We start from the raw sequence: 25,880 nt of genomic DNA on the forward strand, positions 1-25,880 counted from the left end.
TTGGTATAAAAAAACGCGCTTTTACTCACATTTCAATGAGTTATATAAACAATTATATAACGAATACATATAAAAGAGAATAATCTTAAAAATAGGATAATTCTTAGCACATATCTCTAGTTAATAATTAAACATTCAATTAATACACCTTAAATATAAGTAAATTTAGATTAATAGCGCATGTGAATATGCTAATCTGCGAAAAACACGTTCAGAAGACAGAAGAAAGGAAACACTGTGAACAATAAGATGAAGACCATCGTCCCTGCCATCCTGCTAGCCACGTTTGCCAGCACCTCTGCATGGGCAGCAACCAGTGATACTCCCGCTCAGCCGCTGGAAAAAGTCGCCCCGTATCCAAAAGCAGACAAAGGGATGAAACGCCAGGTTATCCAGCTTACTCCTGAGAAAGATGAATCTACTCTAAAGGTAGAACTGCTGATCGGCCAAACGCTGGACGTTGACTGCAACCAGCATCGCCTGGGCGGAGAACTGGACAGCAAAACGCTGGAAGGTTGGGGTTACGACTACTACGTATTCGACAAAGTTACCTCTCCGGTGTCAACCATGATGGCCTGCCCGGACGGCAAGAAAGAGAAGAAGTTTATTACCGCTCATTTAGGTGACGACGGTATGTTGCGTTACAACAGCAAATTACCGATTGTGGTCTACACCCCGGAAAACGTAGAAGTAAAATACCGTATCTGGAAAGCAGAAGAGAAGATTCAGGACGCAGTCGCGCGATAAATGAGAATGTGCCGGATGGCGGCGTACCGCCTTATCCGGCCTACGTATAGCGTGTTGTAGGCCGGATAAGCGCAGCGCCATCCGGCATGCAACCATGCGATTACAGTGCGATATCCGCAACCGCTTTCTGCTCTGGCTGCGGTTGAGCCTGAGGTTTTAACTGCGGTTGAGGCGTTTCATCAGCCACCTGCGGTTTATCGTATTTCAGACCCAGAACGCCACTGGTGTACTGCAGCTCTTGTTCCGTGGCCTCGACGTTACCGTTCAGCTTGGTGCCGTAAGACGGAATAATCGTTTTCAGCTTCGCCTGCCATTGCGGGCTGGCGACTTTATCTTTAAACACTTTTTCCATCAGATGCAGCATGATCGGTGCCGCCGTTGACGCGCCCGGTGATGCACCCAACAGTGCGGCAATCGTGCCGTCTTTGTCGCTCACCACTTCGGTCCCCAGACGCAGAACGCCGCCCTTGTCTTCATCACTTTTGATGATCTGCACGCGCTGGCCCGCCTGCCACAAACGCCAGTCTTCTTTCTTCGCCTGCGGGTAGTATTCCTGCAGCGCAGCAAAACGGTCGTCGTCGCTGAGCATGACCTGGCTGACCAGATATTTCACCAGATCGAAATTATCCAGACCCACATTCATCATCGGCATAACGTTTGAAGTGGTGGTAGAACTCAGCAGATCCCACAATGAACCGTTTTTCAGGAACTTGGTGGAGAAGGTCGCAAACGGTCCAAACAGCACCACGCGTTTGCCATCCAGAATACGGGTGTCAATGTGCGGTACGGACATCGGCGGTGCACCGACAGAAGCCTGACCGTATACTTTCGCCAGGTGGCGATTCACCACATCCGGGTTTTCCGCCACCAGGAACTGTCCGCCAACCGGGAATCCGCCGTAGCCTTTCGCTTCCGGGATGTCGGTTTCCTGCAACAGTTTCAGCGCAGCGCCACCGGCGCCAATAAAGACAAACTTCGCCTTGATGTCGCGTTCCGCTGCGTTGTTTTTCAGATCAGCAACCGTGACGGTCCAGCTGTTATCAGCGTTACGCTTAAAACCCCGTACTTCGGTACTGAGTTGCAGCGCAAAGTTAGGCTTTTTCTGTAACGAAGCGATCAGCTGGCGCGTAATTTCGCCGTAGTTGACGTCAGTCCCAATCTCGGTACGCGTTGCTGCCACTTTCTGGTTTGGATCGCGTCCTTCCATCACCAGCGGTGCCCACTCTTTGATCTGGGCGTGATCTTCGGAGTAGCGCATGCCACGGAACAGCGAACTTTGCTGCAGGGCTTTATAACGCGCGCGCAGGAAGTTAACGTTCTCATCCCCCCAGACAAAGCTCATGTGGGGAACGGTAGTGATAAATGAGCGTGGGTCATGCATCACGTCGTTATTGACCTGATAGGCCCAAAACTGGCGGGAAATCTGGAAGGCTTCGTTAATTTCAACGGCCTTTTCAATGCTGACAGTACCGTCGGCTTTTTTCGGCGTGTAGTTCAGTTCCATCAGCGCGGAGTGGCCCGTGCCGGCATTGTTCCAGCCGTTTGAACTCTCCTCGGCCACCCCATCCAGTCGCTCGACCATGGTCATAGACCATTGTGGTTCCAGTTCCTGTAAATAGGTTCCCAATGTGGCGCTCATGATGCCGCCGCCAATCAACAGTACATCCGTTTCCTGCTCTTCCACAGCTTTCGCTTTTGCCGCCATCGAGACAACATTCAGCCCCAGGGCCATGGTGAAGAGCATGGCTGTCACTTTTTTCATAATGTTAATGCCTTACTTTTAGTATCGCTTTTTGCTTTTCATGCAGGTGAAAATCGAACGGCCCAACGGTAACACTTAAGTAAAAAATAATAAAATAATGTTTATAATTTATGTTTAAATTTTAAAAATGTTATTAATAGGTTGATTTTTTATACGGTTATTGACAATCATTTCTGGAAACCTACCCGTCAGGCGGGTACTATGCAGCGCTTTGCTATTCACCGCACGGATGCCTGCCGGTCTGCTGTTATCAGGCCATTTCTGACCTGAGAGTAACTATGTCTGCGACTGATTCATCCCCTGCCGCCGTGGCGGAACATTCCGTCGGCGTTGTGCTGCGTCAACCCCGCCTGCTGATGCGCGAAACACTGGCCGGCGTGGTCACGGCGCTGGCGCTGATCCCGGAAGTGATCTCTTTTTCTGTTATCGCCGGCGTAGACCCCAAAGTCAGCCTGATAGCCTCGGTTGTCCTGTGTCTGGCGATGTCCTTTTTAGGCGGACGTCCGGCCATGGTTACCGCCGCAGCCGGATCGGTGGCGCTGGTGATTGGCCCAATGGTGCATCAGCACGGCGTACAGTACATCCTGCCCGCGGTGCTGCTGGCCGGGGTTATCCAAATCCTGTTTGGTGTATTGGGGATGGCACGACTGATGCGTTTTATCCCTGGGGCCGTGATGACCGGCTTTGTTAACGCGCTAGGCATCTTGATCTTCTTTGCTCAGGTTCCGCACTTCTGGAGTAAAAGCCCGTTGATTTGGGGGCTGTTTGTTCTGACGCTGCTTATCGTGCTGTGGGTACCGCGGTTTATTAAAAGTATTCCCGCGCCGCTGATTGCCATCGTGCTGCTGACGGTCTTCACTGTGACCAGCGGGCAGTTGTTGCCTACCGTCGGTGACGAAGGCTCATTGAGCGGTGGATTACCCGGATTCACGCAGCTGTTGGTGCCTCTCAACCTGCACACGTTGGCGATTATCTGGCCCTGCGCGCTGAGTATTGCCTTTGTCGGCTTGATGGAGTCGCTGCTTACCGCCCGACTGGTTGACGATCTGACGGTCACGCCCTCGAATAAAAATCGTGAAAGTACGGGGCTGGGGATAGCCAATATTCTGGCCGGGTTATATGGCGGTATCGCCGGATGCGCGATGATTGGTCAAACGATTGTTAACGTTGAGATGGGTAAAGGACGCAGCCGCGTCTCCACGTTCGCCGCTGGGCTGGTCTTGCTGCTGTTGGTCACTGCGTTAAGCGACATGATGGCAAAAATCCCCATGTCAGTGCTGGCAGGTATTATGGTCATTGTGGCGGTGAAAACGTTCAGCTGGCACAGCATTCAGCCAGCGACACTGGCGAAAATGCCGGTCAGCGAAACGCTGGTGATGCTGATTACCGTTGCTGCAACGGTGTCGACCGGCAACCTGGCTATTGGCGTGGTTGCCGGGGTATTGACGATGCTGGTCCTGCCACGCATCGTCAGAGGCAAACGCCCGACTACACCAAAAACAGCGTCGCCAGACCGAGAAAAATAAAGAACCCGCCGGTGTCGGTAATAGCGGTGATCATCACGCTTGAGCCGATCGCCGGGTCGCGCCCCAGCTTGACCATGGTCATTGGAATAATCACCCCCATCAGCGCTGCCATTAACAGATTAAGCATCATTGCCAGGGTCATCACGCCGCCGAGCGCCATGTCATCGTACAACCACCAGGTGATGCCGCCCATAATCCCGCCCCAGACCAGCCCGTTAATCACCGCCACGCCCATTTCGCGCAGGATCAGGAACGTCAGGTTTCCTGGCTGAATGTTTTGCAGCGCCAGCGCGCGGACAATCATGGTGATGGTCTGATTACCGGTATTGCCGCCGATCCCCGCCACGATGGGCATGAGCGAGGCCAGCGCCACCAGCTGTGAAATCGTGTGTTCAAAACCGTCGATGACGCGCGATGCGATAAATGCGGTACAGAGATTAACGGCCAGCCAGGCCCAACGGGTTTTTACCGCTTTGGTAACCGGGGCAAAGACATCTTCTCCGGCGCTTAAGCCCCCCATTCGGCGCAGATCGGTGTCCGTTTCTTCATACACCACATCGACGATCTCATCGATGGTTAAACGCCCCATCAGCTTGCCGGTTGGGTCCACCACCGCCGCACTGACCAGGTTATCACGTTCAAAGGTACGCGCGGCGTGCTCGGCGATATCTTCCGGAGCAAAGGTGAGCGGATCGTCTTCCATCACCTCACTGACTTTGCGTTGCACGTCATTGAGCAGAATACGGGTTAACGTCAGCTCGCCCACCAGCACTTTATTGCGGTCGGTGACGAAGAGTTTATCGGTGTTCTCCGGCATTTTACCCAGCCGTCGCAGGTAGCGTTGTACCACCTCCAGCGTCACGTCCGGGCGCACGGTAATGACCTCGAACTCCATGATCGCACCGACGCGATTCTTCTCGTAGTGCATCACCTGGCGCACGCGCGCCCGCTCTTCCGCCGGTAACGTCGCCAGCAGTCGACCGGTCAGGTTACGCGGTAAATGCTGCACCACGTAAATCTGCTCGTCGATGTCGAGGTATTGCAGCGCGTCGAGCAATTCCCGGTCCGACATTTCATCGATCAGATCGTCCCAGACGTTTTCAGACGCCTCCAGCAACACATAACCACGCTTGTCGCTTTGGATCAGCCGCCACAGCGCGTGACGCTCTTCGGAGGGTAATGCTTCGAGGGTATCGGCCAGATCGGGTGGCGGCAAATGCTCCACCAGCGCCCCTACCTCAGCAATATCGTCGGCAAGCGTACCGACGTCATATTGCTCAGCCAGGGTAAGCTTGCCCAACAGCGTTGAAATAATGGCTTTATCAGTGGTCAGCAGCCAGATCAGGCGGGCACGTTCTTCATCACGTAGCCTGGCGCTATTTTTGTTTATTACGGACATCAATCATAAATCCATGATATGAAATATCATTAATCATGATGCCGAATTATGTAAATAACAATAAACGAAGCCGCCGGATGGATAAAAAACCGGCGGCACGCGGAGTTATAGGCCCGATAAGCGTAGTGCCATCGGGTAACAACTCACCGATTCAGGCAGTACGTGCGACGGCATCACGCGAGGCAGCGTCGCGATCGTCGCCCAACAGCTCAGTCAGTTGGCCATTGCGCATCTCAAGCAAGCGATCGGCATGAATAAAGTAGTGATCATCGTGACTAATGGCAAAAATGGTTTTGCCCATCTCTTGCATCAACGGCAACAGCACCTGGTAGAATTCGCGCCGGAAGTGCGGGTCCTGATCGGCAGCCCATTCATCCAGCAGAATAATGTCGCGTTCCTCGGCTAACGCCAGCAGCAGTGCCACGCGTTTTTTCTGCCCTTTCGACAGCTTAAGATTCAGAATGCGCCCGTCGTTCAACTCCAGCTTGTGCGCCATCTGCAGATGTTCCAGCCACTTATCGACCAGCGCCGGGTTGGCCGATTGACCTTCCGGCCCCAGCAGTTTGTCAAACAGCCAGACGTCGGTAAACACGGCGGAGAACAGCTTGCGGTAGTCTTCAGGTTTGTCGACCGCCACCGCCTTACCGTCGAGCAGGATCTCGCCAGACTGCGGCTGGTATAACCCAGTCAGTAACATGGCCAGCGTAGATTTCCCGCTGCCATTGCCGCCAATCAGGAAGATCAGCTCGCCACGGTGAATGGTCAGATTGACCGGCCCAACGGAGAAAGCATTGTCCTGATAGTGGAAAACTACGTTACGTAGCTCGAGCGTTTTCCAGTTTGGGAATGCAGTAGGACGAGGGAATTCAGCCTTAAACGGTGCCAGTGCAAATTTATTCAGTTTATTAAACGCCACCTGGGCGGTGAGCAGCGTGGGCAGCGCGCCAACGGCAGACAGCAGCGGCGTACGCAGGAACAGCAGCGTCAGCGAATAGGTTGCCGCGACGTTGGTATCCGCCCAGCCGAGGCTGTTAGCCATCCAGAACACCAGGCCAATGGCACCCAACATCATAATGTTCGACCAGTTGACCGCGCTCAGGTGGAAGGTATCGGCACGAATAATATGGTGGCGGTACTCTTTGGCATCCGGGACGTACAGTTGATTAAAAATATGCTCAGCACGTTCACGGTTAAGGGTCAGCTCTTTGCGCCCTTCCAGCACCGTCTGGTAATCGCTGTACAGCTTGTCTTCGGTTTCACGCAACGTGGCCATGTGTTTGTACACCCGCGCCACCAGCACAAATCCACCCCAGATGGTGATCGCCATCCAGATTGCCGTCACCAGCAACATTTTGGTCGACAGCATCGCCAGATATGCCGCAGACCCGACGGTCAATATAATCCCCTGCACCAGCTCCGGCAGGCGGACAAAGGCGATGGTGATATTGCGGATATCGCTGGTTAAACCAGCCAGCAACGCGGCGCTACCGAGCTGTTCGATGCGCTCGACGTGAGTATCCAGAATACGTTTGATAAATTCGCTACGCAGACGGTAGACAAAGTGGTGTCCCAGCGTGGTCAACGCCAGCTGTGAACCAAGGGTCACGATCATCAGCAACAGCAGCAGGCCGAGAAACTCCGGCAGCACCATAAGCGTGGTGTCGACCGTTTCAATCAGGCGCTGGTTGATAAACGCAATCAGCCCAATCCCCAACGCAGCACTGGCAAGGCTGAGCGCCATGACGCTGATAAATGGCCAGCGATACTGCCGCCAGACAAGAAGTAAAAGTTCCATGTGTTCAACCCGGACAAGTAATAACAGCCCGCAGTTTAAACATCTCTTCGCCGACAGCAATAATAATTCTTATTTTTATTCTTCTTTACTCGCCCGGCGAAAAGTCAGATTGTAACGGCAGTCCGTTGTCAACGGATGGTAGCCAGTCTTAAGCGGCTGTATACCATGATAAAACAAGCGCGATTTCCCGCCCCACACCACCACATCACCGTGTTCCAGCAGCAGCCGCTTTAACGGATCGTTGCGCTTCAGACCACCGAACTGAAAGATTGCCGGCAGGCCCAGCGAGACAGAAACAATGGGCGCTTGCAGGTCGGGTTCGTCTTTATCCTGATGCAACGACAGTTTTGCCCCTGGCGTATAGCGGTTGATCAAACAGGCATCTGGTCGGAAATCGGGATAGCCCGCAGCGGTCGCCGCCTGTTGACACAGTTCGGCAAAAACGTCAGGTAAACGCGGCCAGGCGCTACCGGTCAACGGATCGACCGGAGAATAGAGGTAGCCATGCTGATCGGTCGTCCACCCCAATTGACCACAGTTGGTCATCGCCACCGACATCGTATATCCGCCGGGGGTCACCATCTGGCGAAACGGCGATTGTCTGACGACAACCGCCATTTCCTGTAATAAAGAAGGCGCGGCATCAAACGCAAAACGGCGCAAAATGACCGCACCGGACGCCAGCGGCTCCTGCCAGGGTTTTGCCTGCGCAAAGAGATCGAGCATTATCTGTCCTCACCTGTGGTTTCACGGTGCAGCAGTTGCGCCTTGCGGGCGACGCCCCAGCGATAACCCGAAAGCGCGCCATCGCCGCGGATCACCCGATGACACGGGATCACAATCGCCAGCTTATTTGCTCCGCAGGCACTCGCCACAGCGCGCACCGCTTTCGGTTTCCCCACGGCATTCGCCAACTGCTGGTAGCTCACCGTTTCGCCACAGGGAATGTCACGCAGCGCCTGCCACACCTGCTGCTGAAACGCGGTTCCCCGAATATCCAGCGGCAGCGACAATGGGGTATTGCGTGAGTTAATGACCGCGATCACTTCGCGCACACGCTGTTGAAAATCGGGATCCGCAGGCACACCACGTGCTGCAGGAAACAGTTCATGCAGCTCAGATACCAGCGTTGCATCGTCGTCGCCGAGTAAAATTGCGCAGATACCGCGTTCACTTTCCGCTACCAGGCAGCGGCCCAGTGCGCAGTCCGCCACGGTATAGCGAATCGCCAGCTTATCGCCGCCTTGACGAAACTGCTTTGCCGTCATGCCCAGCGCTCCATCCGCTTTACGGTAATAGCTGCTGCTGTCGGGGAAGCCGGCATTCAAAATCGCCTGGGTCACCGGTGCGCCTTTCGCCAGCGCGTCACGCAAACGCCTGACGCGCCAGGACTGCTGCCACGCTTTCGGCGTCATGCCCGTCGTAGCTTTAAACAGACGATGTAGATGAAACGGGCTCATCGCCACTTGCTGGGCTAAAGCCTCCAGCGTGAGCGGCGACTCCTGCTCTAACAGCTGGCACGCCAGGCTAATCTTCTCCAGCCGCTGCTGCTGCGCGTTGGCTTTATCCGGCTGACAGCGTTTGCAGGGACGAAATCCTGCCGCTAACGCCTGCCCGGCATCGGCAAAGAAACGGACATTTTTACGCAGCGCATGTTTAGCCCGACATGACGGTCGACAAAAGATACCCGTGGTCTGTACGGCAAAAACAAACTGACCGTCAGCGTCCGCGTCACGCTGTAACACAGACTGCCAACGGTCCTCATCGGTTACGCGTTGAAGATTATTCATAATGGACTCCTTTGTTAAGCATAGTGCTTAGCCTCAGTGTGTCCGCATTGCAGGGCATAAAAACCTGCAATCTTGCTTTTTAATTTTTATCGCTGACCAGAAAGCTTTCGAACTGCGGCGACATCCAGGTTTTAAACCCCTCGCCTTCTTTGAAGATCATATAAACCGCCAGCCCTTCACGACGCACCACCTCTTTGGCTTTATCCGTGCCGAGCACCATCAGCCCGGTATCCCAGCCGTCGGCCTCCAGTGCCGTAGGCGCAATCACTGTCACCGAGACCAGATTATGCTCAATTGGCCGACCGGTTTGCGGATCGATAACATGCGACAGACGCTTTCCGTCCAGTTCGTAATAATTGCGATAACTCCCGGACGTGCTGATGCCATGACCGTTAATATCTACAACCGCCTGCACCGCGTTTTCCCGATCGGTGGGTTTCTGGATCGCTACTCGCCACGGACGTCCCTCGGCGTTCATCCCCCGGCTGTTCAGCGCCCCACCAACGGACACCAGATAACGGGCGATCCCCTCCTGCTCCATCAGTCGGGCCAGATGATCGGCAGCATAACCTTCACCAACGGTAGAGAGATCGACATACAGATCCGGTAGATCTTTCTGCAGATAGTTCTGCCGCGTGTCATTGATTACGCTCAGGTGCTGCAGCCCGGTTTGTGCTTTTGCGGCATCAATTTGTGCCTGCGTGGGGATATGCAGCGGCTGCTTGTCCGGACCAAATCCCCACAGGTTAACCAACGGGCCGACGGTGATGTCCATCGCGCCATCGGTTTTCGCGCCAATACGTAGCGCCGAGGTGATGATATCCGCCATGGCATCGTTGACCGGCCAGGGCGACAGGCTTTTCGACAAGTTAAAACGCATCAGCGCAGAATCGTTTTTATAGGTAGAGAGCAGCTGATCGTCAGCATCAAGCTGCGTCTGGATCTTGACCCGCAGTTCTTCGGCGCGTTTAGCATCAACGTTCACCACGCTAACCCGCCAGAAGGTGCCCATCGTTTTGCCTTCCAGTACGGTGGCCGCAGGCGGTGTGGTCTGAACCGGCTTTGGTGCGTTATCGCAGCCGACAAAAAAGATCGTCACAGCCAACAGGGCTGCGCGGCAAAAATTCATATCCATACGTGATTATCCTCATGCGAACGGACGCAAGAGTACACCAAAAAGGGTTGCCTGTACGCCGGAATAACGGCATTAAAAAAGGCCCCGCAGGGCCTTTTAATAACAATGAACGCAGATTAGAACTGGTAAACCAGACCCAGCGCTACGATATCATCGGTAGAGATACCCGCATCACGGGTGAAGTTGTTGTCATCCAGCAGGTTGATTTTGTAATCAACATAGGTAGACATGTTTTTGTTGAAGTAGTAAGTCGCGCCAACATCAACATATTTCAGGATGTCTTCGTCGCCATAACCACGACCCAGGTCTTTACCTTTGGACTGCAGGTAAGCCACGGACGGACGCAGACCGAAGTCGAACTGGTACTGTGCAACGGCTTCGAAGTTCTGCGCTTTGTTAGCCCAGCCTAAATCACCTGCACGCGTTGCGTTGTAGGTCTGGGTGTACTGTGCTGCCAGGTACACGTTGTTCGCGTCGTATTTCAGACCACCGGTGTAGGTTTCAGCACGATCGCCAGTACCGAAGTTTAAACGGTTCTGCTCGTCAGTACGTTTGGAGCTGGTGACTGCGGTACCCAGCGCGAAGCCTTCACCGATATCATACGTGATCGATCCGCCAACACCGTCGCCATTCTGACGCAGTGCATCACGACCGTTGTTGGTCACGCCAGTGAACGTTCTGCCGTTCTCGTCTTCGCCGCTCACGCTACCGTTTTTGCCCTGGTACTGAATGGCAAAGTTCAGACCATCAACCAGGCCGAAGAAATCGGTGTTACGGTAGGTCGCGAAGCCGTTACCACGCTGCTGCATGAAGTTGTCAGCACCGTAGGTGTCACCACCGAATTCCGGCAGAACGTCGGTCCAGGACGTTACGTCGTAAACCACGCCGTAGTTACGACCGTAGTCGAAAGAACCGGCATCAGCGAATTTCAGACCCGCAAACGCCACACGGGTCCAGGAGTTGTTTTCACTTTCAGCCGCGTTACCTTGAATCTGGTATTCCCACTGGCCGTAACCGGTCAGTTGGTCGTTAACCTGAGTTTCGCCTTTGAAGCCGATACGCATGTAAGTCTTGTCACCATCATCACCTTTGTTATCGGAGAAATAGTGCAGACCGTCGACTTTACCGTACAGGTCTAATTTGTTGCCGTCTTTGTTGTAAATTTCAGCCGCATTCGCGGTACCTGCTACCAGCAGAGCTGGGACCAGGAGGGACAGTACTTTGACTTTCATGTTATTAACCCTCTGTTATATGCCTTTATTGCTTTTTTTATGCCACTGCATACTGATTACGTTCATTAACCAGTCGGCAACTTCATTCTCCGCAAAAACACAGAATAATCCAACACGAATATGATACTAAAACTTTAAAGGTGTTTCATTTATCTACATAGATGTTTCAAAATGTTAGTATCAGGGAACTTTTTAAAAATCAAAAAATGAGCAAAATAAGCACGAATAGTCAAGAAATATACAGATAGCGATATAAATCAACTAATTGCATTCAAAAAACTCATAGCACTGAATGACAAAACAAAATCTTCACTCGCAACTAAAATAGCACTGCTATCATCATTAACTTTATTTATTACCGTCATTCATTCTTGAATGTCTGTTTACCCCTATTTCAACCGAATGCTCTGCGTTCGGTTTTTTTTTACCCTAATTTACACAAAACTGACAGTCCTGTGCTACCAACCAAAAACTATAACAATTATTAACTATTTCTTTGTGTATTAATCACACCTAAGCTTATCTAATAATTTCTTGTTATTTAATGCTAATTTCTTAGGTTCAAAATTTCTATTTGTACCTGACACGGTGGACTGTACAGATTGACCACGCCGTGACGAAGCAAGATGTGCGGTAAACACATGCCATGCGTCCAGTGCTGCGAGAGTATGGCAATTCATCCATTACCCTTTATACTGCCCCTTCATCTTAAGCATCGTTCTAACAGGTCTTAAACACGAATGAGTCAGTCAGACACAACGGCTTCTACCCGATTTTCCCTACTTCCGGGAAGTATTACCCGTTTCTTCTTATTACTGATCGTTGTGCTGTTAGTGATGATGGGTGTGATGGTCCAGAGCGCGGTCAACACCTGGCTAAAAGATAAGAGCTATCAGATTGTCGATATCACGCATGCCATCCATAAACGAGTAGATACCTGGCGGTACGTCACGTGGCAAATTTATGACAATATTGCCGCCACCCCGCAATCCGCCACAGCGGATGGACTACAAGAAACCCGTTTGAAACAAGATATCTACTATCTTGAGAAACCACGCAGAAAAACCGAAGCGCTTATTTTTGGCTCGCATGACAGCTCAACGCTGGAGATGACCCAGCGTATCTCAACCTACCTGGATACCCTGTGGGGAGCCGAGAATGTCCCATGGTCAATGTATTATCTCAATGGCCAGGACAACAGCCTGATCCTGATTTCGACGTTGCCACTGAAAGATCTGACCTCCGGCTTTAAAGAGTCGACGATTGGTAATATCGTCGATTCGCGCCGCGCAGAAATGCTACAGCAGGCCAATGCGCTGGATGAACGTGAAAGCTTCTCCTCACTGCGCCGCCTGGTCTGGCAAAACGGCCATTACTTCACACTGCGTACCACCTTTAATCAGCCGGGACATCTGGCCACCGTGGTGGCGTTTGACCTGCCCATTAATGATCTGATCCCACCAGGCATGCCGCTGGACAGTTTTCATCTGGAACCTGATGCCACCTCAACGGTCGAGCACAGTAATGAAAAAGAGTCGCCTGACAGCGTCAGTATCAGCTTCAATAACGCCAAAATTGAGATTTCATCGGCGCTAAACTCAACGGATATGCGACTGGTCTGGCAGGTCCCGTTCGGTTCATTGCTGCTCGACACCTTGCAAAATATCCTGCTGCCGCTGTTGCTGAACATCGCATTGCTGGCACTGGCGTTGTTTGGCTATACCACCTTTCGCCACCTCCCTGCCCGCTCGACCGACGTAGCGCCAAACCTTGCCGCCAATAATGAATTACGCGTTTTGCGAGCAATCAACGAAGAGATTGTTTCACTGCTGCCGCTGGGCTTATTGGTGCACGACCAGGAGGCTAACCGTACGGTCATCAGCAATAAAATTGCCGACCACCTGCTGCCGCATTTGAATTTGCAAAACATAACTAGCATGGCTGAGCAGCATCAGGGCGTGATCCAGGCCACCATTAATAATGAACTGTATGAAATCCGACTGTTCCGCAGCCAGATATCACCGCGTACGCAGATCTTTATTATTCGCGACCAGGACAAAGAAGTGCTGGTGAATAAAAAACTGAAACAAGCCCAGCGCCTGTATGAGAAAAATCAGCAGGCCCGCGCCGCATTTATGCAGAATATCGGCAGTGCCCTGAAAGATCCGGCCAGAATACTGGCCGTTAATGCCGCCGCACTCAATACGCCTGACAGCCAAAAACTGGCAAATCAGGCCGATGTGCTGGTGCAAATGGTTGATGAAATTCAGTTGGCCAATATTCTCGAGAGCGACAGCTGGAAAAGCGAGTCCACGCTGTTCTCCGTTCAAACGTTAATTGATGAAGTGGTGCCTGACGTTCTGCCGGTCATTAAACGCAAAGGCCTGCAGCTGCTGATTAAAAATAACCTCAGCGCCAGCGATGAACGCCGCGGCGACCGTGACGCCCTGCGCCGTATTCTGCTGCTGTTGATTCAATACGCGGTAACCACCACGCAAATTGGGAAAATTACCCTCGAAGTTGACCAGGATGAATCAGAGGCAGAGCGCCTTACCTTCCGTATTCTGGATACTGGTGAAGGCGTAACGTTGAATGAAATTGATAATCTACATTTTCCGTTCATCAATGAAACGCAGGGCGATCGCTATGGCAAAGCCAACCCGCTGACGTTTTGGCTATGCGATCAGCTGGCCCGTAAACTGGGCGGGCACCTGAATATCAAAGCGCGTGAAGAACTTGGAACGCGTTATATCGTCCATGTTAAAATGCCGCTGCATGACCAACATGCTGACATTGAAGAGCGCCTGTTGGATGACGTCTGCGTAATGGTTGATGTCACCTCCAGTGAGGTACGTAGCATCGTATTACGTCAGTTAGAAAACTGGGGAGCCACCTGCATCACGCCCGATGAACGGTTGAGTAGTCAAGAATATGATCTCTTTTTAACTGATAATCCGTCTAATCTTACTGCCTCGGGCTTGCTTTTAAGCGATGATGAGTCTGGCGTACGCAAAATTGGCCCTGGTCAGCTGCGCGTCAACTTTAATATGAGCAATGCTATGCAGGAAGCTGTCCTCGAGCTAATAGAAGAGCAGCTGGCGCAGGAAGAGATCCAGGAAATCCCCCTCGGCGGAGATGAAAACGCCGAACTTCATGCCAGTGGTTACTATGCACTCTTTGTAGACACAGTACCGGATGATGTTAAGAGGTTGTATACTGAGGCGGAAACCAGCGATTTCGCTGCGTTAGCCCAAACCGCCCATCGCCTGAAAGGCGTGTTTGCCATGCTTAATCTGGTACCCGGCAAGCAGTTATGTGAAGCGCTGGAACATCTTATTCAAGAAAAAGATGCTCCAGGTATAGAAAAGTACATCAGCGACATTGACACTTACGTCAAGAGCTTGCTGTAGCAAGGTAGCCCAATACATGAACACTATGAACGTAATTATTGCCGATGACCATCCGATTGTACTGTTCGGTATTCGTAAATCACTTGAGCAAATCGAATGGGTGAACGTTGTCGGCGAATTTGAAGACTCCACTGCACTGATCAACAATTTGCCGAAATTAGACGCGCATGTGTTGATAACCGATCTCTCTATGCCGGGAGATAAATACGGTGACGGGATCACGTTAATTAAATACATCAAACGCCATTTCCCAAGCCTGTCGATCATCGTCCTGACCATGAACAACAACCCGGCGATCCTCAGCGCGGTGCTGGATCTCGACATTGAAGGGATCGTGCTGAAACAGGGTGCGCCAACGGATCTGCCAAAAGCACTGGCGGCGCTGCAAAAAGGCAAGAAATTTACCCCAGAAAGCGTTTCTCGTTTGCTGGAGAAAATCAGTGCCAGCGGGTATGGTGACAAACGTCTTTCGCCGAAAGAGAGCGAAGTTCTGCGCCTGTTCGCGGAAGGTTTCCTGGTCACTGAAATCGCCAAAAAGCTCAACCGCAGCATTAAAACCATCAGTAGCCAGAAAAAGTCCGCGATGATGAAACTGGGCGTTGAAAACGATATCGCCCTGCTGAATTATCTCTCGTCCGTGACGCTAAGCCCGTCCGACAAAGACTGATTCCTTTTCCATCAACATGCCTGATGGCGCTACGTTTATCCGGCCTACGAACGATACCTCATTGAGGTATGTTCCGTAGGCCGGATAAGGCAAACGCCGCCATCCGGCATTTTTTATCCCCGCGTTTTTCTCACTCTTTCCGCATACACCGTCAGCGTCTGCTTCAGCACATCCAACGTCACCGGCTTGGATAAGCAACTATCCATCCCTGACTCCAGACAACGCTGCTTCTCTTCTGCCAGTGCGTTCGCCGTTACGCCAACCACCGGCAATGTGAGCCCCAGCTGACGAATGCGCTGCGTCAGGCGGTAACCGTCCATATTCGGCATGTTGACGTCGCTCAACACGATATCGATATGATTTTTGCTCAGCACATTGAGTGCGTCTACACCATCATTGGCCGTTTTACACTGATACCCCAACGATCCCAACTGATCGGCCAACAAGCGGCGGTTGATCGGATGATCGTCAACCACCAGAATCATCATGTCATCGTGGGTACTGCCGATTTTATCCGGGGCAGGCAGCGCGCTGGAGAGATTTTCATCCTCCAGCTCAACGCGATATATATGCGCCAGCAGCGCAGGCAGCTCGTGCGGTGAGGCCACGCTGTGCACCCACTCACCCGGCGCTCTCTCCTGCGGAATGCCGATATGTCGGCGACAGAAAATCACCGCGGCGCGTCCCTGCCATGCCTGTTCCTGCACATCATCGGCAATCAGCACGTCATCAGCGTCGGGTTGCTGACCTTCATAGCGCAGCACCGTCATCCCGTTACGCGTCAGGCTGGCTTCGATAAAGCGATACAGTGAAGCATTACGTACCGCCAGCCAGCAGCGGGTATTGGTCAGCCCTTCCACACTTTTCTTCAGTGGATACTGCGCACCATACAGTGGAATACGCACCGTAAACTGGCTGCCCATTCCGGGTTCGGAATCGACGGCTATATCACCATCCATCATGCTGATCAGTTTTTCACAAATCGCCAGCCCCAATCCGGTCCCCTGAAAATTACGCTGAACGCCGGTGCCGACCTGAAAGAACGGATCGAACAGACGCACGACTTCTTTGGCCGGAATGCCCACGCCGGTATCACGTACGCGAATACTGAGATAATCACCATGACGCTGCACATGCAGCACAATGCAGCCGGTATCGGTGAACTTAATCGCATTGCTCAACAGATTAGAGATCACCTGCTGCAAGCGCATGGGATCGCCATTCAACGCCACCGGCACATCCGGTTCGATGAAACAGTACAATCCCAGCTGCTTACGTACCACCAGCGGCAGGTAGTTGGCCGTTATGTGGTTCATCACCTCGCGCGGTGAAAACTCACGCGGCTCAATCTTAAGCTGTTCAGATTCAATTTTTGAGAAGTCGAGAATATCGCTGATAATTTTCAGCAGCAGGCTGGAGGAGTTGTTCATCGCCGTGACCAACCGATCGACACCACTCGGCAACTCTTTGGTTTGCAGCAAATCCAGGTTGCCGATAATGCCGTACAGCGGCGTACGCAGCTCATGGCTGACCGTGGCGAGGAACATCGATTTAGACTGGCTAGCCTGCTCCGCTGCCTGCGCCATCTCCTGCAGCGACTCTTCCATTTTGACACGTGCGCTAACATCAACCAGTACGCAAATCGCCACGTTTTCATTGCGATAGCGCGAATGCACAAAGCTGATTTGCAGATTGGTATTATTGCTGGTGAGCACATCAACGAAATTAACCTGCTGACCGCAGATGATCTGTGTGAGCCGCTGCCTGTCCTCGTGGGTCAACATATTCAGATAGGTATGCGCCAACTCGTTACTCAGGATGTTAATACCGTCGATAGTGCGCAGAATACAAATACCGACTGGCGCAGAGGCAACAATTTTACGGTTAAACTGTTCATGTTCTTCCAGACGCTGGGCATCGCTTTCCGCAGGGATAAAAATACGTCGCTCATACATACGTGCCAGCATAAACAACGCCGCACCCACCAGCACATTCAACAGAATAGCGTTGAGGATCAACATGCGAATACGTTCCAGCACCAGATCGACCGGGACGGAATACACAATACTGAGCGATGATGGCGGCAGATTTTTCTTCAGCACCAGCTCGCGAAAACCCGGCGTATAACCAAACCAGGAACGCTCCTGCATCCAACGCGGTTCAGCTTTGATCGTCCCCTCAGGGCCAGCCAGCGAAATCAGCGCGTGACCATTTTCATCAAGGATAGTCACGCCCATCGGCAGATTACCCGGCGTGAAGAAGTTTTCCATACGAATCGGCTGCTCAACGCCAAGCAGCGCCTGCAGGCGATTAGCCAGATACACCGGCGTCAGCGCATAAAAATAGCCCACGCCCGGACGCGGCCCCTGGCTTATCCAGAACAGGTTATTGCCGTTTTCGTCCTGCGGCGCATTGCGGTACTTAACGATGCGTTCATGCAACGCTTTCAACGCCTCATCGCGTTCCACGGGCATATCACGCAGACCAAAGTTGGCCATACACAGGTTATCGCTGCCGATCAGAAACACGCGATTTAAGTCATAGGCGGCGGAGAAATTGTCGCGCCAGTAGCGCATAAACCACGCCAGCGATTCCAGTGAACCACGCCAGGCGTTGCCCATCACCGCACAGTCGGAATCAGCAAACAGCGGCTCAAAATTGGGCACCACGGTTTTGTCATCCCGCGCCCGCAGCGACATCACGCCGTTTTCCGCTGTTAAGCGGTTCTCTGCAATATATTTCAGCTCTTTGATCACATCAGACGTGCGCTGAATGTAGCGCTGCGCCTGATCGGAGCTAAGCGTAAACTCCTGACGGATCTCCGATTCTCGCTGATGCAGCGCATTCACAATGTAGAACACACTCGCAAAAGCAATCAGAAGCCAGACCAGCAGCGCCAGCGCTCTGAACAGGTAGCGTGAGACTTTTAGGGTTGCATGAACAGAAGCAAGGTATTTCAAAGGGGCGAAGCTCCGCCTCAGGGTATGAATAAGTGTGGTTAAGGTAGCGGTAAATGCCCGGCGTCGCAATGCCCTCTCTTTACGGGAATATGATACACCGCTGAGAAAACATTATCTTAACCCCTGATAATCGTCGTTTGACTTAAATACCTTGTACGGATGTCAGAATGCCCGACCTGAAATGGCTGACGCGTCGTTTAACCCCGCGACGTTTACGCAACCAAATGATCATGATGGCCATTCTGATGGTGACAGTACCGACGATATCCATTGGTTATATCGTAGAAACCGAAGGCCGTTCAGCAGTCTTATCTGAAAAAGAGAAAAAACTGTCATCGGTGTTAGCCCTGCTAAACGATGCCTTGGGCGATCGTTTTAGCGACTATGCAAATTTGCCGCGTGACGCGCGCATTCGTGCGCTTAATCAGGCGCTGGGTCCCATCACCGAGCGCATCACACAGGCGTTTCCCGGCGTGGGCGCGGGCTACTACCACAAAGCCCTCGATGCCGTGATCACCTACTCCCCTTCTGCGCTTTATCAGGGCAATGTGGGACTCACTATCTCACCTGACCACCCAGGACGTGACGTGATGAGCACCCAGTCGGCCATCGTCGTCTCAGGCCAACAGGTGCGCGGCGACATCCTTAATTCAATGCTACCGATCAAACGTCATGGTGAGGTTATTGGCTATATCTGGGCCAATGAACTGACGGAAGATATTCGCCAGCAAGCGAGAAAAATGGACGTCAGAATCGTCGCCGTGCTGGCGGCAGGACTGCTCATCAGCCTGTTGCTGATCGTGCTGTTCTCCCGCCGTCTCAGTGCCAATATCGACATCATCACCGATGGTCTGTTAACGCTGGGACAAAAGACGCCAACCCGACTGCCAGAATTGCCCGGCGAACTGGGGCAAATTAGCCGCAGCGTCAATGCGCTGGCGCAAACGCTGCTGGAAACCAAAACCCTTAACGATCTGATTATTGAAAACGCCGCCGACGGGGTGATTGCTATCGACAGGCAGGGTGATGTCACCACGATGAACCCCGCAGCGGAACAAATTACCGGTTACACGTTGCATGAGTTAGTCGGGCAACCTTATGCCAGGATTTTTTCCAACACCCCATTTTCCAGCCCGGTGCTGGATACGCTGGAACATGGTACCGAACATGTCGCTCAGGAAGTCAGCTTTCCCGGACGCGACCGTGTCATTGAGATAAGCGTCACTTCCAGCCGGATCCATAATGCACACGGTGAACTGATCGGCGCATTGGTTTTCTTCTCCGATTTAACCGCCCGTAAAGAGACCCAGCGGCGACTGGCACAAACTGAACGGCTTGCCACCCTCGGCGAACTGATGGCCGGAGTGGCTCATGAAGTGAGAAATCCGCTGACGGCAATCCGCGGTTATGTGCAGATTATCCGCCAACAAACGACCTTGCCGGAGCATCAGGAATATTTATCCGTGGTGCTGAACGAGATTGACTCAATCAACAGGGTCATTCAGCAACTGTTGGATTTTTCTCGTCCGCGACGCAGCAAATGGCAGCAGGTACAGCTCAATACGCTGATTGCAGAAACGCTGATCCTGGTTCAAACCGCTGGTATTCAGGCGCGCATTAATTTTACCACGGAGTTACACCCCAACCTGCCGGCGATCGTTGCCGATCGCGAGTTACTTAAGCAGGTGATCCTCAACATTTTAATCAACGCGGTACAAGCCATCAGCGCACGCGGTGACATTAAGATCCGTACCTGGCAATACACGGCGTCACAACAGGCGGTGACCATCGAGGATAACGGCTGCGGCATCGATATTGCGCTGCAGAAAAAAATATTTGATCCGTTCTTCACCACCAAAGCCTCGGGAACAGGGCTTGGTCTGGCCCTCAGCCAGCGGATTATTAACGCCCATCAGGGCGATATTCGCGTCGCCAGCATGCCGGGCTGCGGTGCAACCTTCACCCTTATTTTACCGACTCATCCGCAGGAACCCCCGTCAGAATGAAAACCACCTACCGTATTCTCATCGTTGATGATGAAGCCAATGTTTGCCGTATGCTGACTACCGCGTTTTCTCTGCAAGGACATGAGACGCACAGCGCCTGCGACGGTGAGGCTGGCCTGGCGCTGTTTAACGAAAAGCAGCCTGACGTAGTGTTGATGGACATTCGCATGCCGGTCATGGACGGTATTGAGGCACTGAAAGTCATGCGTACTCAGCAACCGCGTATCCCCGTCATTTTGATGACTGCTTACGCTGAAGTCGAAACAGCGGTAGAAGCCTTACGCAGCGGCGCATTTGATTACGTGATCAAACCTTTCGATCTGGATGAGCTTAACCTGGTTATCCAGCGCGCGTTGCAGCTACAGGCGATGAAGCAGGAGATCCGCAACCTGCATAAAGCGCTAAGCACCAGCTGGCAATGGGGGCATATCCTGACCAACAGCCCGCTAATGCAGGATATCTGTAAAGATACGGCGAAAATCGCCCTCTCGCAGGCCAGCGTGTTGGTAAGCGGTGAGAGCGGCACCGGAAAAGAGCTGATCGCCCGGGCGATCCATTACAACAGCAGACGCGCCAACGGTCCTTTTATCAAAATCAACTGCGCCGCCCTGCCGGAATCGTTACTGGAAAGCGAGCTGTTCGGTCATGAAAAGGGGGCGTTTACCGGGGCGCAAACGCTACGCCAGGGTTTATTCGAACGCGCCCATCAGGGTACGCTTTTCCTTGATGAAATTGGCGAAATGCCACCAGGCCTGCAGGCGAAGCTGCTGCGCATTTTGCAGGAAAGAGAATTTGAACGCATCGGCGGGCATCAAACCATTCGCGTCGATATCCGCATTATCGCCGCCACCAACCGTAGCCTGCAAACAATGGTGAAAGCAGGCACTTTCCGCGAAGATCTGTTTTATCGTTTGAATGTCATCCACCTTCAGCTGCCACCGTTACGTGAGCGGCGGGAAGATATCGCCCTGCTGGCCAACCATTTTTTACAAAAATTCAGTTCTGAGAATCAGCGCGATATCATCGATATCGACCCAACAGCAATGTCGATCCTCAGTGCCTGGTCGTGGCCGGGCAATATCCGTGAACTCTCCAATGTGATTGAACGCGCGGTGGTAATGAACACCGGCGCGGTGATTTTTGCCGACGATCTTCCCGACCAGTTCCGTTCACCCATCAGCGCAATAACCGAAGTAAAACCCACTCAAACGGGGGAACGTAGCCTGAAAGAAGAAATTAAACGCGAGGAAAAACGGATCATCGTGGAGGTTCTTGAACAACAGGACGGAAACCGCACCCGCACGGCGCTGATGCTGGGTATCAGCCGACGCGCCCTGATGTATAAACTTCAAGAATATGACATCGACCCGACAGGGGTTTGAGACAGAAAGTTGCTATGCAGAATTTTGCACACTGCGCAAAACTCTGCATAGCCCCCCCATCACTATCACATAGCCTGAGAACAAATAACCTTACAGATTCAACGAATTAACGATATTACTTTCTATTTCACCATTCTGGCATCCCGCTTGCAATTCCCTGATGTACCCAAAATGGACCAGGCAACAGGGAAATAGAATGAAAACAAAACTTCTTACCTTACAAGACGCTACACATTTCTTTCGCGACGGCATGACCATCATGGTCGGGGGCTTTATGGGCGTAGGTACCCCACCCCGTTTGGTTGAAGCTTTACTTGAGTCCGGCGTCAGAGACCTGACACTTATCGCTAACGATACCGCCTTTGTCGATACCGGGATCGGGCCGCTGATCGTCAATGGCCGTGTGAGCAAAGTGATTGCTTCGCACATTGGCACCAATCCTGAAACCGGTCGACGCATGATTGCCGGTGAAATGGAGGTTCAACTGGTGCCGCAAGGTACCCTGATAGAGCAAATCCGCTGCGGCGGCGCGGGGCTTGGCGGTTTTCTGACGCCTACCGGCGTTGGCACCATTGTCGAAGACGGCAAGCAGACCCTGACGCTTGATGGCAAAACCTGGCTGCTTGAACGCCCGTTGCGTGCAGACCTGGCGCTGATTCGTGCGCACCGCGCAGACATGCTTGGCAACCTCACCTATCAACTCAGCGCGCGCAATTTCAACCCACTGATCGCCCTTGCCGCCGACCTCACGCTGGTGGAGCCGGATGAAATGGTCGAAATAGGTGAGCTTCTCCCTGACCAGATAATCACCCCCGGCGCCGTTATCGACCACATCATTTCCCCTCTGGAGGCCTGATTATGGATGCTAAACAACGTATTGCGCGCCGCGTAGCGCAAGAACTTCGCGACGGCGACGTGGTGAATTTAGGTATAGGTCTGCCGACGATGGTCGCCAACTACCTGCCAGCCGATATTCACATTACCTTGCAGTCCGAGAACGGTTTTCTCGGGTTGGGTCCGGTCACCACCGCCCATCCCGATCTGGTCAACGCCGGTGGGCAACCGTGTGGTATTTTGCCCGGTGCCGCAATGTTTGATAGCGCCATGTCATTCGCGTTAATTCGCGGCGGCCATGTTGATGCCTGTGTCCTCGGTGGGTTGCAGGTTGATGAACAGGCTAACCTCGCCAACTGGGTGGTTCCCGGTAAGATGGTGCCCGGTATGGGCGGCGCAATGGATCTGGTCACCGGCGCGCGTAAAGTCATTATCGCCATGGAACATTGTGCGAAAGATGGCGCGGCTAAAATTCTCCGCCATTGCACCATGCCACTGACGGCCCAGCACGCGGTACATATGCTGGTCACCGAACTCGCCGTTTTCCGCTTTATCGACGGCAAGATGTGGCTGACGGAAATCGCTGAAGGCTGCGATATCGCCGCCCTGCGTGAGAAAACCGACGCACAATTTGCTGTCGCCACCGACCTGGTCATCCTGCGAGGTGACGTATGATTGGCCGTATGTCACGCTTTATGACGCGTTTCGTCAGCCGCTGGCTGCCCGATCCGCTGATCTTCGCCATGCTGCTGACGCTGATAACGTTCGCCATTGCGCTGTGGTTGACGCCGCAAACACCGATCAGCATGGTCAAGTTCTGGGGAGACGGCTTCTGGAATCTGCTGGCATTTGGTATGCAGATGGCGCTGATCATCGTCACCGGCCACGCGCTGGCCAGCTCCGGTCCGGTTAAAAGTCTGCTGCGCACCGCCGCTTCAGCCGCTAAAACCCCCACACAGGGCGTTATGCTGGTGACATTCTTTGCCGCGGTCGCCAGCGTCATCAACTGGGGCTTTGGTCTGGTGGTGGGAGCGATGTTTGCTCGTGAAGTCGCCCGTCGGGTACCCGGCTCTGACTACCCGCTGCTGATTGCCTGCGCCTACATCGGCTTTCTGACCTGGGGTGGCGGCTTTTCCGGTTCAATGCCGTTGCTGGCAGCAACGCCGGGCAACCCGGTCGAGCACGTTGCCGGGTTAATTCCGGTCAGCGACACCCTGTTTACCGATTTCAATATTTTCATCACTCTGGCGCTCATTGTGGTCATGCCGTTCATCACACGCATGATGACGCCGAAACCGTCTGATGTGGTAAGCATCGATCCAAAATTATTGCTGGAAGAAGATGATTTCCAGAAGAAACTCCCGCCAGACGCACCGCCGTCCGAGCGTCTGGAAGAGAGCCGTATTCTGACGCTGATCATTGGCGGACTGGGGATTGCTTACCTGGCACTGTATTTCGCCGACAAGGGTTTCAACCTCACCATCAACACCGTCAACCTGATGTTTATGATTGCCGGTCTGCTGCTGCACAAAACGCCAATGGCCTATATGCGTGCTGTCAGCGCCGCCGCCCGCAGCACCGCGGGGATCCTGGTACAGTTCCCCTTCTACGCCGGGATCCAACTAATGATGGAGCATTCCGGTCTCGGCGGGCTGATTACCGAATTCTTCATCGACGTCGCCAACAAAGACACCTTCCCATTAATGACCTTCTTCAGTTCCGCGCTGATTAACTTTGCCGTGCCATCAGGTGGCGGACACTGGGTTATTCAGGGACCGTTCGTGTTGCCTGCCGCGCAGGCGCTCGGTGCCGACCTGGGTAAATCGGTGATGGCCATCGCCTACGGCGAGCAGTGGATGAACATGGCGCAACCGTTCTGGGCATTACCTGCGCTGGCTATCGCCGGGCTGGGCGTGCGCGACATTATGGGCTACTGCATCACCGCCCTGCTTTTCTCCGGCGTCATTTTCGTCATTGGATTGACCTTGTTCTGACGGCAACCACTTATTTAAGGGAACAGAAAAATGAAAAATTGTGTCATCGTCAGTGCGGCGCGTACCGCAATTGGTAACTTTAATGGTTCACTGGCCACCACCGGCGCCGTCGAACTCGGAGCAACCGTGATTAAAGCCGCGCTAGAGCGCGCCCGCCTTGACCCACTCCGGGTTGACGAGGTGATCATGGGCAACGTGCTGCAGTCTGGTTTAGGACAGAACCCTGCACGCCAGGCGCTGTTAAAAAGCGGTCTCGCCGACACCGTATGCGGTTTTACCCTCAACAAAGTGTGCGGCTCGGGCCTCAAAAGCGTGGCGCTTGCCGCTCAGGCAATCCAGGCCGGACAGGCTCAGGCAATTGTCGCCGGTGGCATGGAAAACATGAGCCAGGCACCGTATCTGTTAGACGCCAAAGCCCGATGGGGATATCGCCTCGGGGACGGACAGTTGTCAGATGTAATCCTGCGCGACGGTCTGATCTGCGCCGAGCATGGCTACCATATGGGGATCACCGCTGAAAACGTTGCCAAAGAGTATGGCATTAGCCGGGAGATGCAGGATGAACTGGCGCTGATGTCGCAGCGTAAAGCGGTATCGGCAATAGAATCAGGCGCATTTGAGGCAGAGATCGTCCCGGTGAGTGTGGTATCGCGGAAAAAAGCGATCATGTTTGATCGTGATGAATTCCCCAAAGCCGACTCTACGGCGGAAGGCCTTGCCGCATTACGTCCGGCCTTCGACAAAGCGGGCACCGTCACGGCCGGTAACGCTTCGGGGATCAACGACGGTGCTGCCGCGCTGGTAATCATGGAAGAAGCGGCGGCGCTGGCTGCTGGGCTGAAGCCGCTGGCGCGCATCAAAGCCTATGCCGGCGGCGGCGTCGCACCCGCCATCATGGGCATGGGGCCGGTTCCGGCGACGCAAAAAGTGCTGCAACTGAGCGGGCTTCAATTGTCTGATATCGACCTGATTGAAGCCAATGAGGCGTTTGCCGCACAGTTTCTGGCAGTAGGGAAAACGCTGGGATTTGATGCACAAAAGGTGAATGTCAACGGCGGAGCAATCGCGCTTGGGCACCCTATCGGCGCCAGCGGGGCGCGTATTCTGGTCACGTTGCTTCACGCGCTACAAGCGCGGGATAAAACCCTCGGACTGGCTACACTGTGCATCGGCGGCGGTCAGGGGATTGCAATGATTGTAGAAAGGATGAACTAAAAAAAAGGGCCGGATTTCTCCGGCCC

18 protein-coding genes are annotated in these 25,880 nt (G+C 53.1%); 10 read left to right on the plus strand and 8 right to left on the minus strand.

Features of this window, described 5'->3' with window-relative positions:
• Positions 1-249 precede the first annotated feature (249 nt).
• The gene (gene eco, locus FDX22_RS02590; RefSeq protein ID WP_096759370.1) at positions 250-747 is read left to right on the plus strand and encodes a serine protease inhibitor ecotin; all 498 of its coding nucleotides are present in this window, start codon (positions 250-252) and stop codon (positions 745-747) included.
• A 100-nt stretch (positions 748-847) separates the two neighbouring features.
• Here eco and mqo read toward each other — a convergent pair whose 3' ends face one another.
• Entirely contained in the window at positions 848-2,509 is a 1,662-nt protein-coding gene (gene mqo, locus FDX22_RS02595) for a malate dehydrogenase (quinone) (protein WP_135911709.1), read from the minus strand.
• Between the two features lie 278 nt (positions 2,510-2,787).
• Between mqo and FDX22_RS02600 the strand changes: the two genes are divergently transcribed.
• Positions 2,788-4,035 (plus strand): SulP family inorganic anion transporter, encoded by a 1,248-nt coding sequence (locus FDX22_RS02600; protein WP_115257947.1) that lies wholly within the window; start codon positions 2,788-2,790, stop codon positions 4,033-4,035.
• On the opposite strand, the gene mgtE is transcribed toward FDX22_RS02600, so the two are convergent.
• The 6 genes from mgtE to FDX22_RS02635 all read right to left on the minus strand — a co-directional run bounded on the left by mgtE (position 3,998) and on the right by FDX22_RS02635 (position 11,386).
• The gene (gene mgtE, locus FDX22_RS02605) at positions 3,998-5,434 is read right to left on the minus strand and encodes a magnesium transporter (RefSeq protein ID WP_096756425.1); all 1,437 of its coding nucleotides are present in this window, start codon (positions 5,432-5,434) and stop codon (positions 3,998-4,000) included. The genes FDX22_RS02600 and mgtE overlap by 38 nt on opposite strands.
• 151 nt (positions 5,435-5,585) lie before the next feature.
• Entirely contained in the window at positions 5,586-7,229 is a 1,644-nt protein-coding gene (locus tag FDX22_RS02610; RefSeq protein ID WP_146716671.1) for a multidrug ABC transporter permease/ATP-binding protein, read from the minus strand.
• Between the two features lie 75 nt (positions 7,230-7,304).
• On the minus strand, positions 7,305-7,955 hold the full coding sequence (gene alkB, locus FDX22_RS02615) for a DNA oxidative demethylase AlkB (protein WP_096756423.1): 651 nt from the start codon (positions 7,953-7,955) through the stop codon (positions 7,305-7,307).
• Positions 7,955-9,019: a bifunctional DNA-binding transcriptional regulator/O6-methylguanine-DNA methyltransferase Ada gene (gene ada / locus FDX22_RS02620; RefSeq protein WP_117343438.1), complete on the minus strand. Its 1,065-nt coding sequence runs from the start codon at positions 9,017-9,019 to the stop codon at positions 7,955-7,957. The genes alkB and ada overlap by 1 nt, the downstream gene beginning before the upstream one ends.
• A 79-nt stretch (positions 9,020-9,098) precedes the next feature.
• Positions 9,099-10,154, minus strand: a complete 1,056-nt coding sequence (gene apbE, locus FDX22_RS02625) for an FAD:protein FMN transferase ApbE (RefSeq protein WP_117343437.1) — start codon at positions 10,152-10,154, stop codon at positions 9,099-9,101.
• Positions 10,155-10,270: 116 nt separating this feature from the next.
• On the minus strand, positions 10,271-11,386 hold the full coding sequence (locus FDX22_RS02635; RefSeq protein ID WP_135911705.1) for a porin OmpC: 1,116 nt from the start codon (positions 11,384-11,386) through the stop codon (positions 10,271-10,273).
• Between the two features lie 740 nt (positions 11,387-12,126).
• Between FDX22_RS02635 and rcsD the strand changes: the two genes are divergently transcribed.
• Together rcsD and rcsB are read left to right on the plus strand one after the other, a co-directional pair.
• On the plus strand, positions 12,127-14,796 hold the full coding sequence (rcsD, locus tag FDX22_RS02640) for a phosphotransferase RcsD (RefSeq protein ID WP_115257941.1): 2,670 nt from the start codon (positions 12,127-12,129) through the stop codon (positions 14,794-14,796).
• Between the two features lie 16 nt (positions 14,797-14,812).
• Positions 14,813-15,463 carry a response regulator transcription factor RcsB gene (rcsB, locus tag FDX22_RS02645; RefSeq protein ID WP_045445418.1) on the plus strand — a complete coding sequence of 217 codons (651 nt, stop codon included), beginning with the start codon at positions 14,813-14,815 and terminating at the stop codon, positions 15,461-15,463.
• A gap of 113 nt (positions 15,464-15,576) precedes the next feature.
• Here rcsB and rcsC read toward each other — a convergent pair whose 3' ends face one another.
• Positions 15,577-18,423: a two-component system sensor histidine kinase RcsC gene (rcsC, locus tag FDX22_RS02650; protein WP_137399816.1), complete on the minus strand. Its 2,847-nt coding sequence runs from the start codon at positions 18,421-18,423 to the stop codon at positions 15,577-15,579.
• 167 nt (positions 18,424-18,590) lie between these two features.
• Between rcsC and atoS the strand changes: the two genes are divergently transcribed.
• The 6 genes from atoS to FDX22_RS02680 all read left to right on the plus strand — a co-directional run bounded on the left by atoS (position 18,591) and on the right by FDX22_RS02680 (position 25,854).
• On the plus strand, positions 18,591-20,429 hold the full coding sequence (gene atoS / locus FDX22_RS02655; protein ID WP_146716672.1) for a two-component system sensor histidine kinase AtoS: 1,839 nt from the start codon (positions 18,591-18,593) through the stop codon (positions 20,427-20,429).
• Positions 20,426-21,811: an acetoacetate metabolism transcriptional regulator AtoC gene (gene atoC / locus FDX22_RS02660; RefSeq protein ID WP_146716673.1), complete on the plus strand. Its 1,386-nt coding sequence runs from the start codon at positions 20,426-20,428 to the stop codon at positions 21,809-21,811. The genes atoS and atoC overlap by 4 nt, the downstream gene beginning before the upstream one ends.
• A gap of 196 nt (positions 21,812-22,007) precedes the next feature.
• Positions 22,008-22,667, plus strand: a complete 660-nt coding sequence (atoD, locus tag FDX22_RS02665) for an acetate CoA-transferase subunit alpha (protein ID WP_135911701.1) — start codon at positions 22,008-22,010, stop codon at positions 22,665-22,667.
• A gap of 2 nt (positions 22,668-22,669) precedes the next feature.
• A complete protein-coding gene (locus FDX22_RS02670) occupies positions 22,670-23,320 on the plus strand; it encodes a 3-oxoacid CoA-transferase subunit B (protein WP_146716674.1) in 651 nt (216 codons plus the stop codon).
• Positions 23,317-24,639: a TIGR00366 family protein gene (locus FDX22_RS02675; RefSeq protein ID WP_115257935.1), complete on the plus strand. Its 1,323-nt coding sequence runs from the start codon at positions 23,317-23,319 to the stop codon at positions 24,637-24,639. The genes FDX22_RS02670 and FDX22_RS02675 overlap by 4 nt, the downstream gene beginning before the upstream one ends.
• A gap of 30 nt (positions 24,640-24,669) precedes the next feature.
• On the plus strand, positions 24,670-25,854 hold the full coding sequence (locus tag FDX22_RS02680) for an acetyl-CoA C-acetyltransferase (RefSeq protein ID WP_115257934.1): 1,185 nt from the start codon (positions 24,670-24,672) through the stop codon (positions 25,852-25,854).
• The last annotated feature ends 26 nt before the right edge of the window (positions 25,855-25,880 follow it).

The sequence above is a fragment of the Citrobacter sp. TBCS-14 genome (assembly GCF_005280805.1).
GTDB lineage: Bacteria > Pseudomonadota > Gammaproteobacteria > Enterobacterales > Enterobacteriaceae > Citrobacter > Citrobacter gillenii.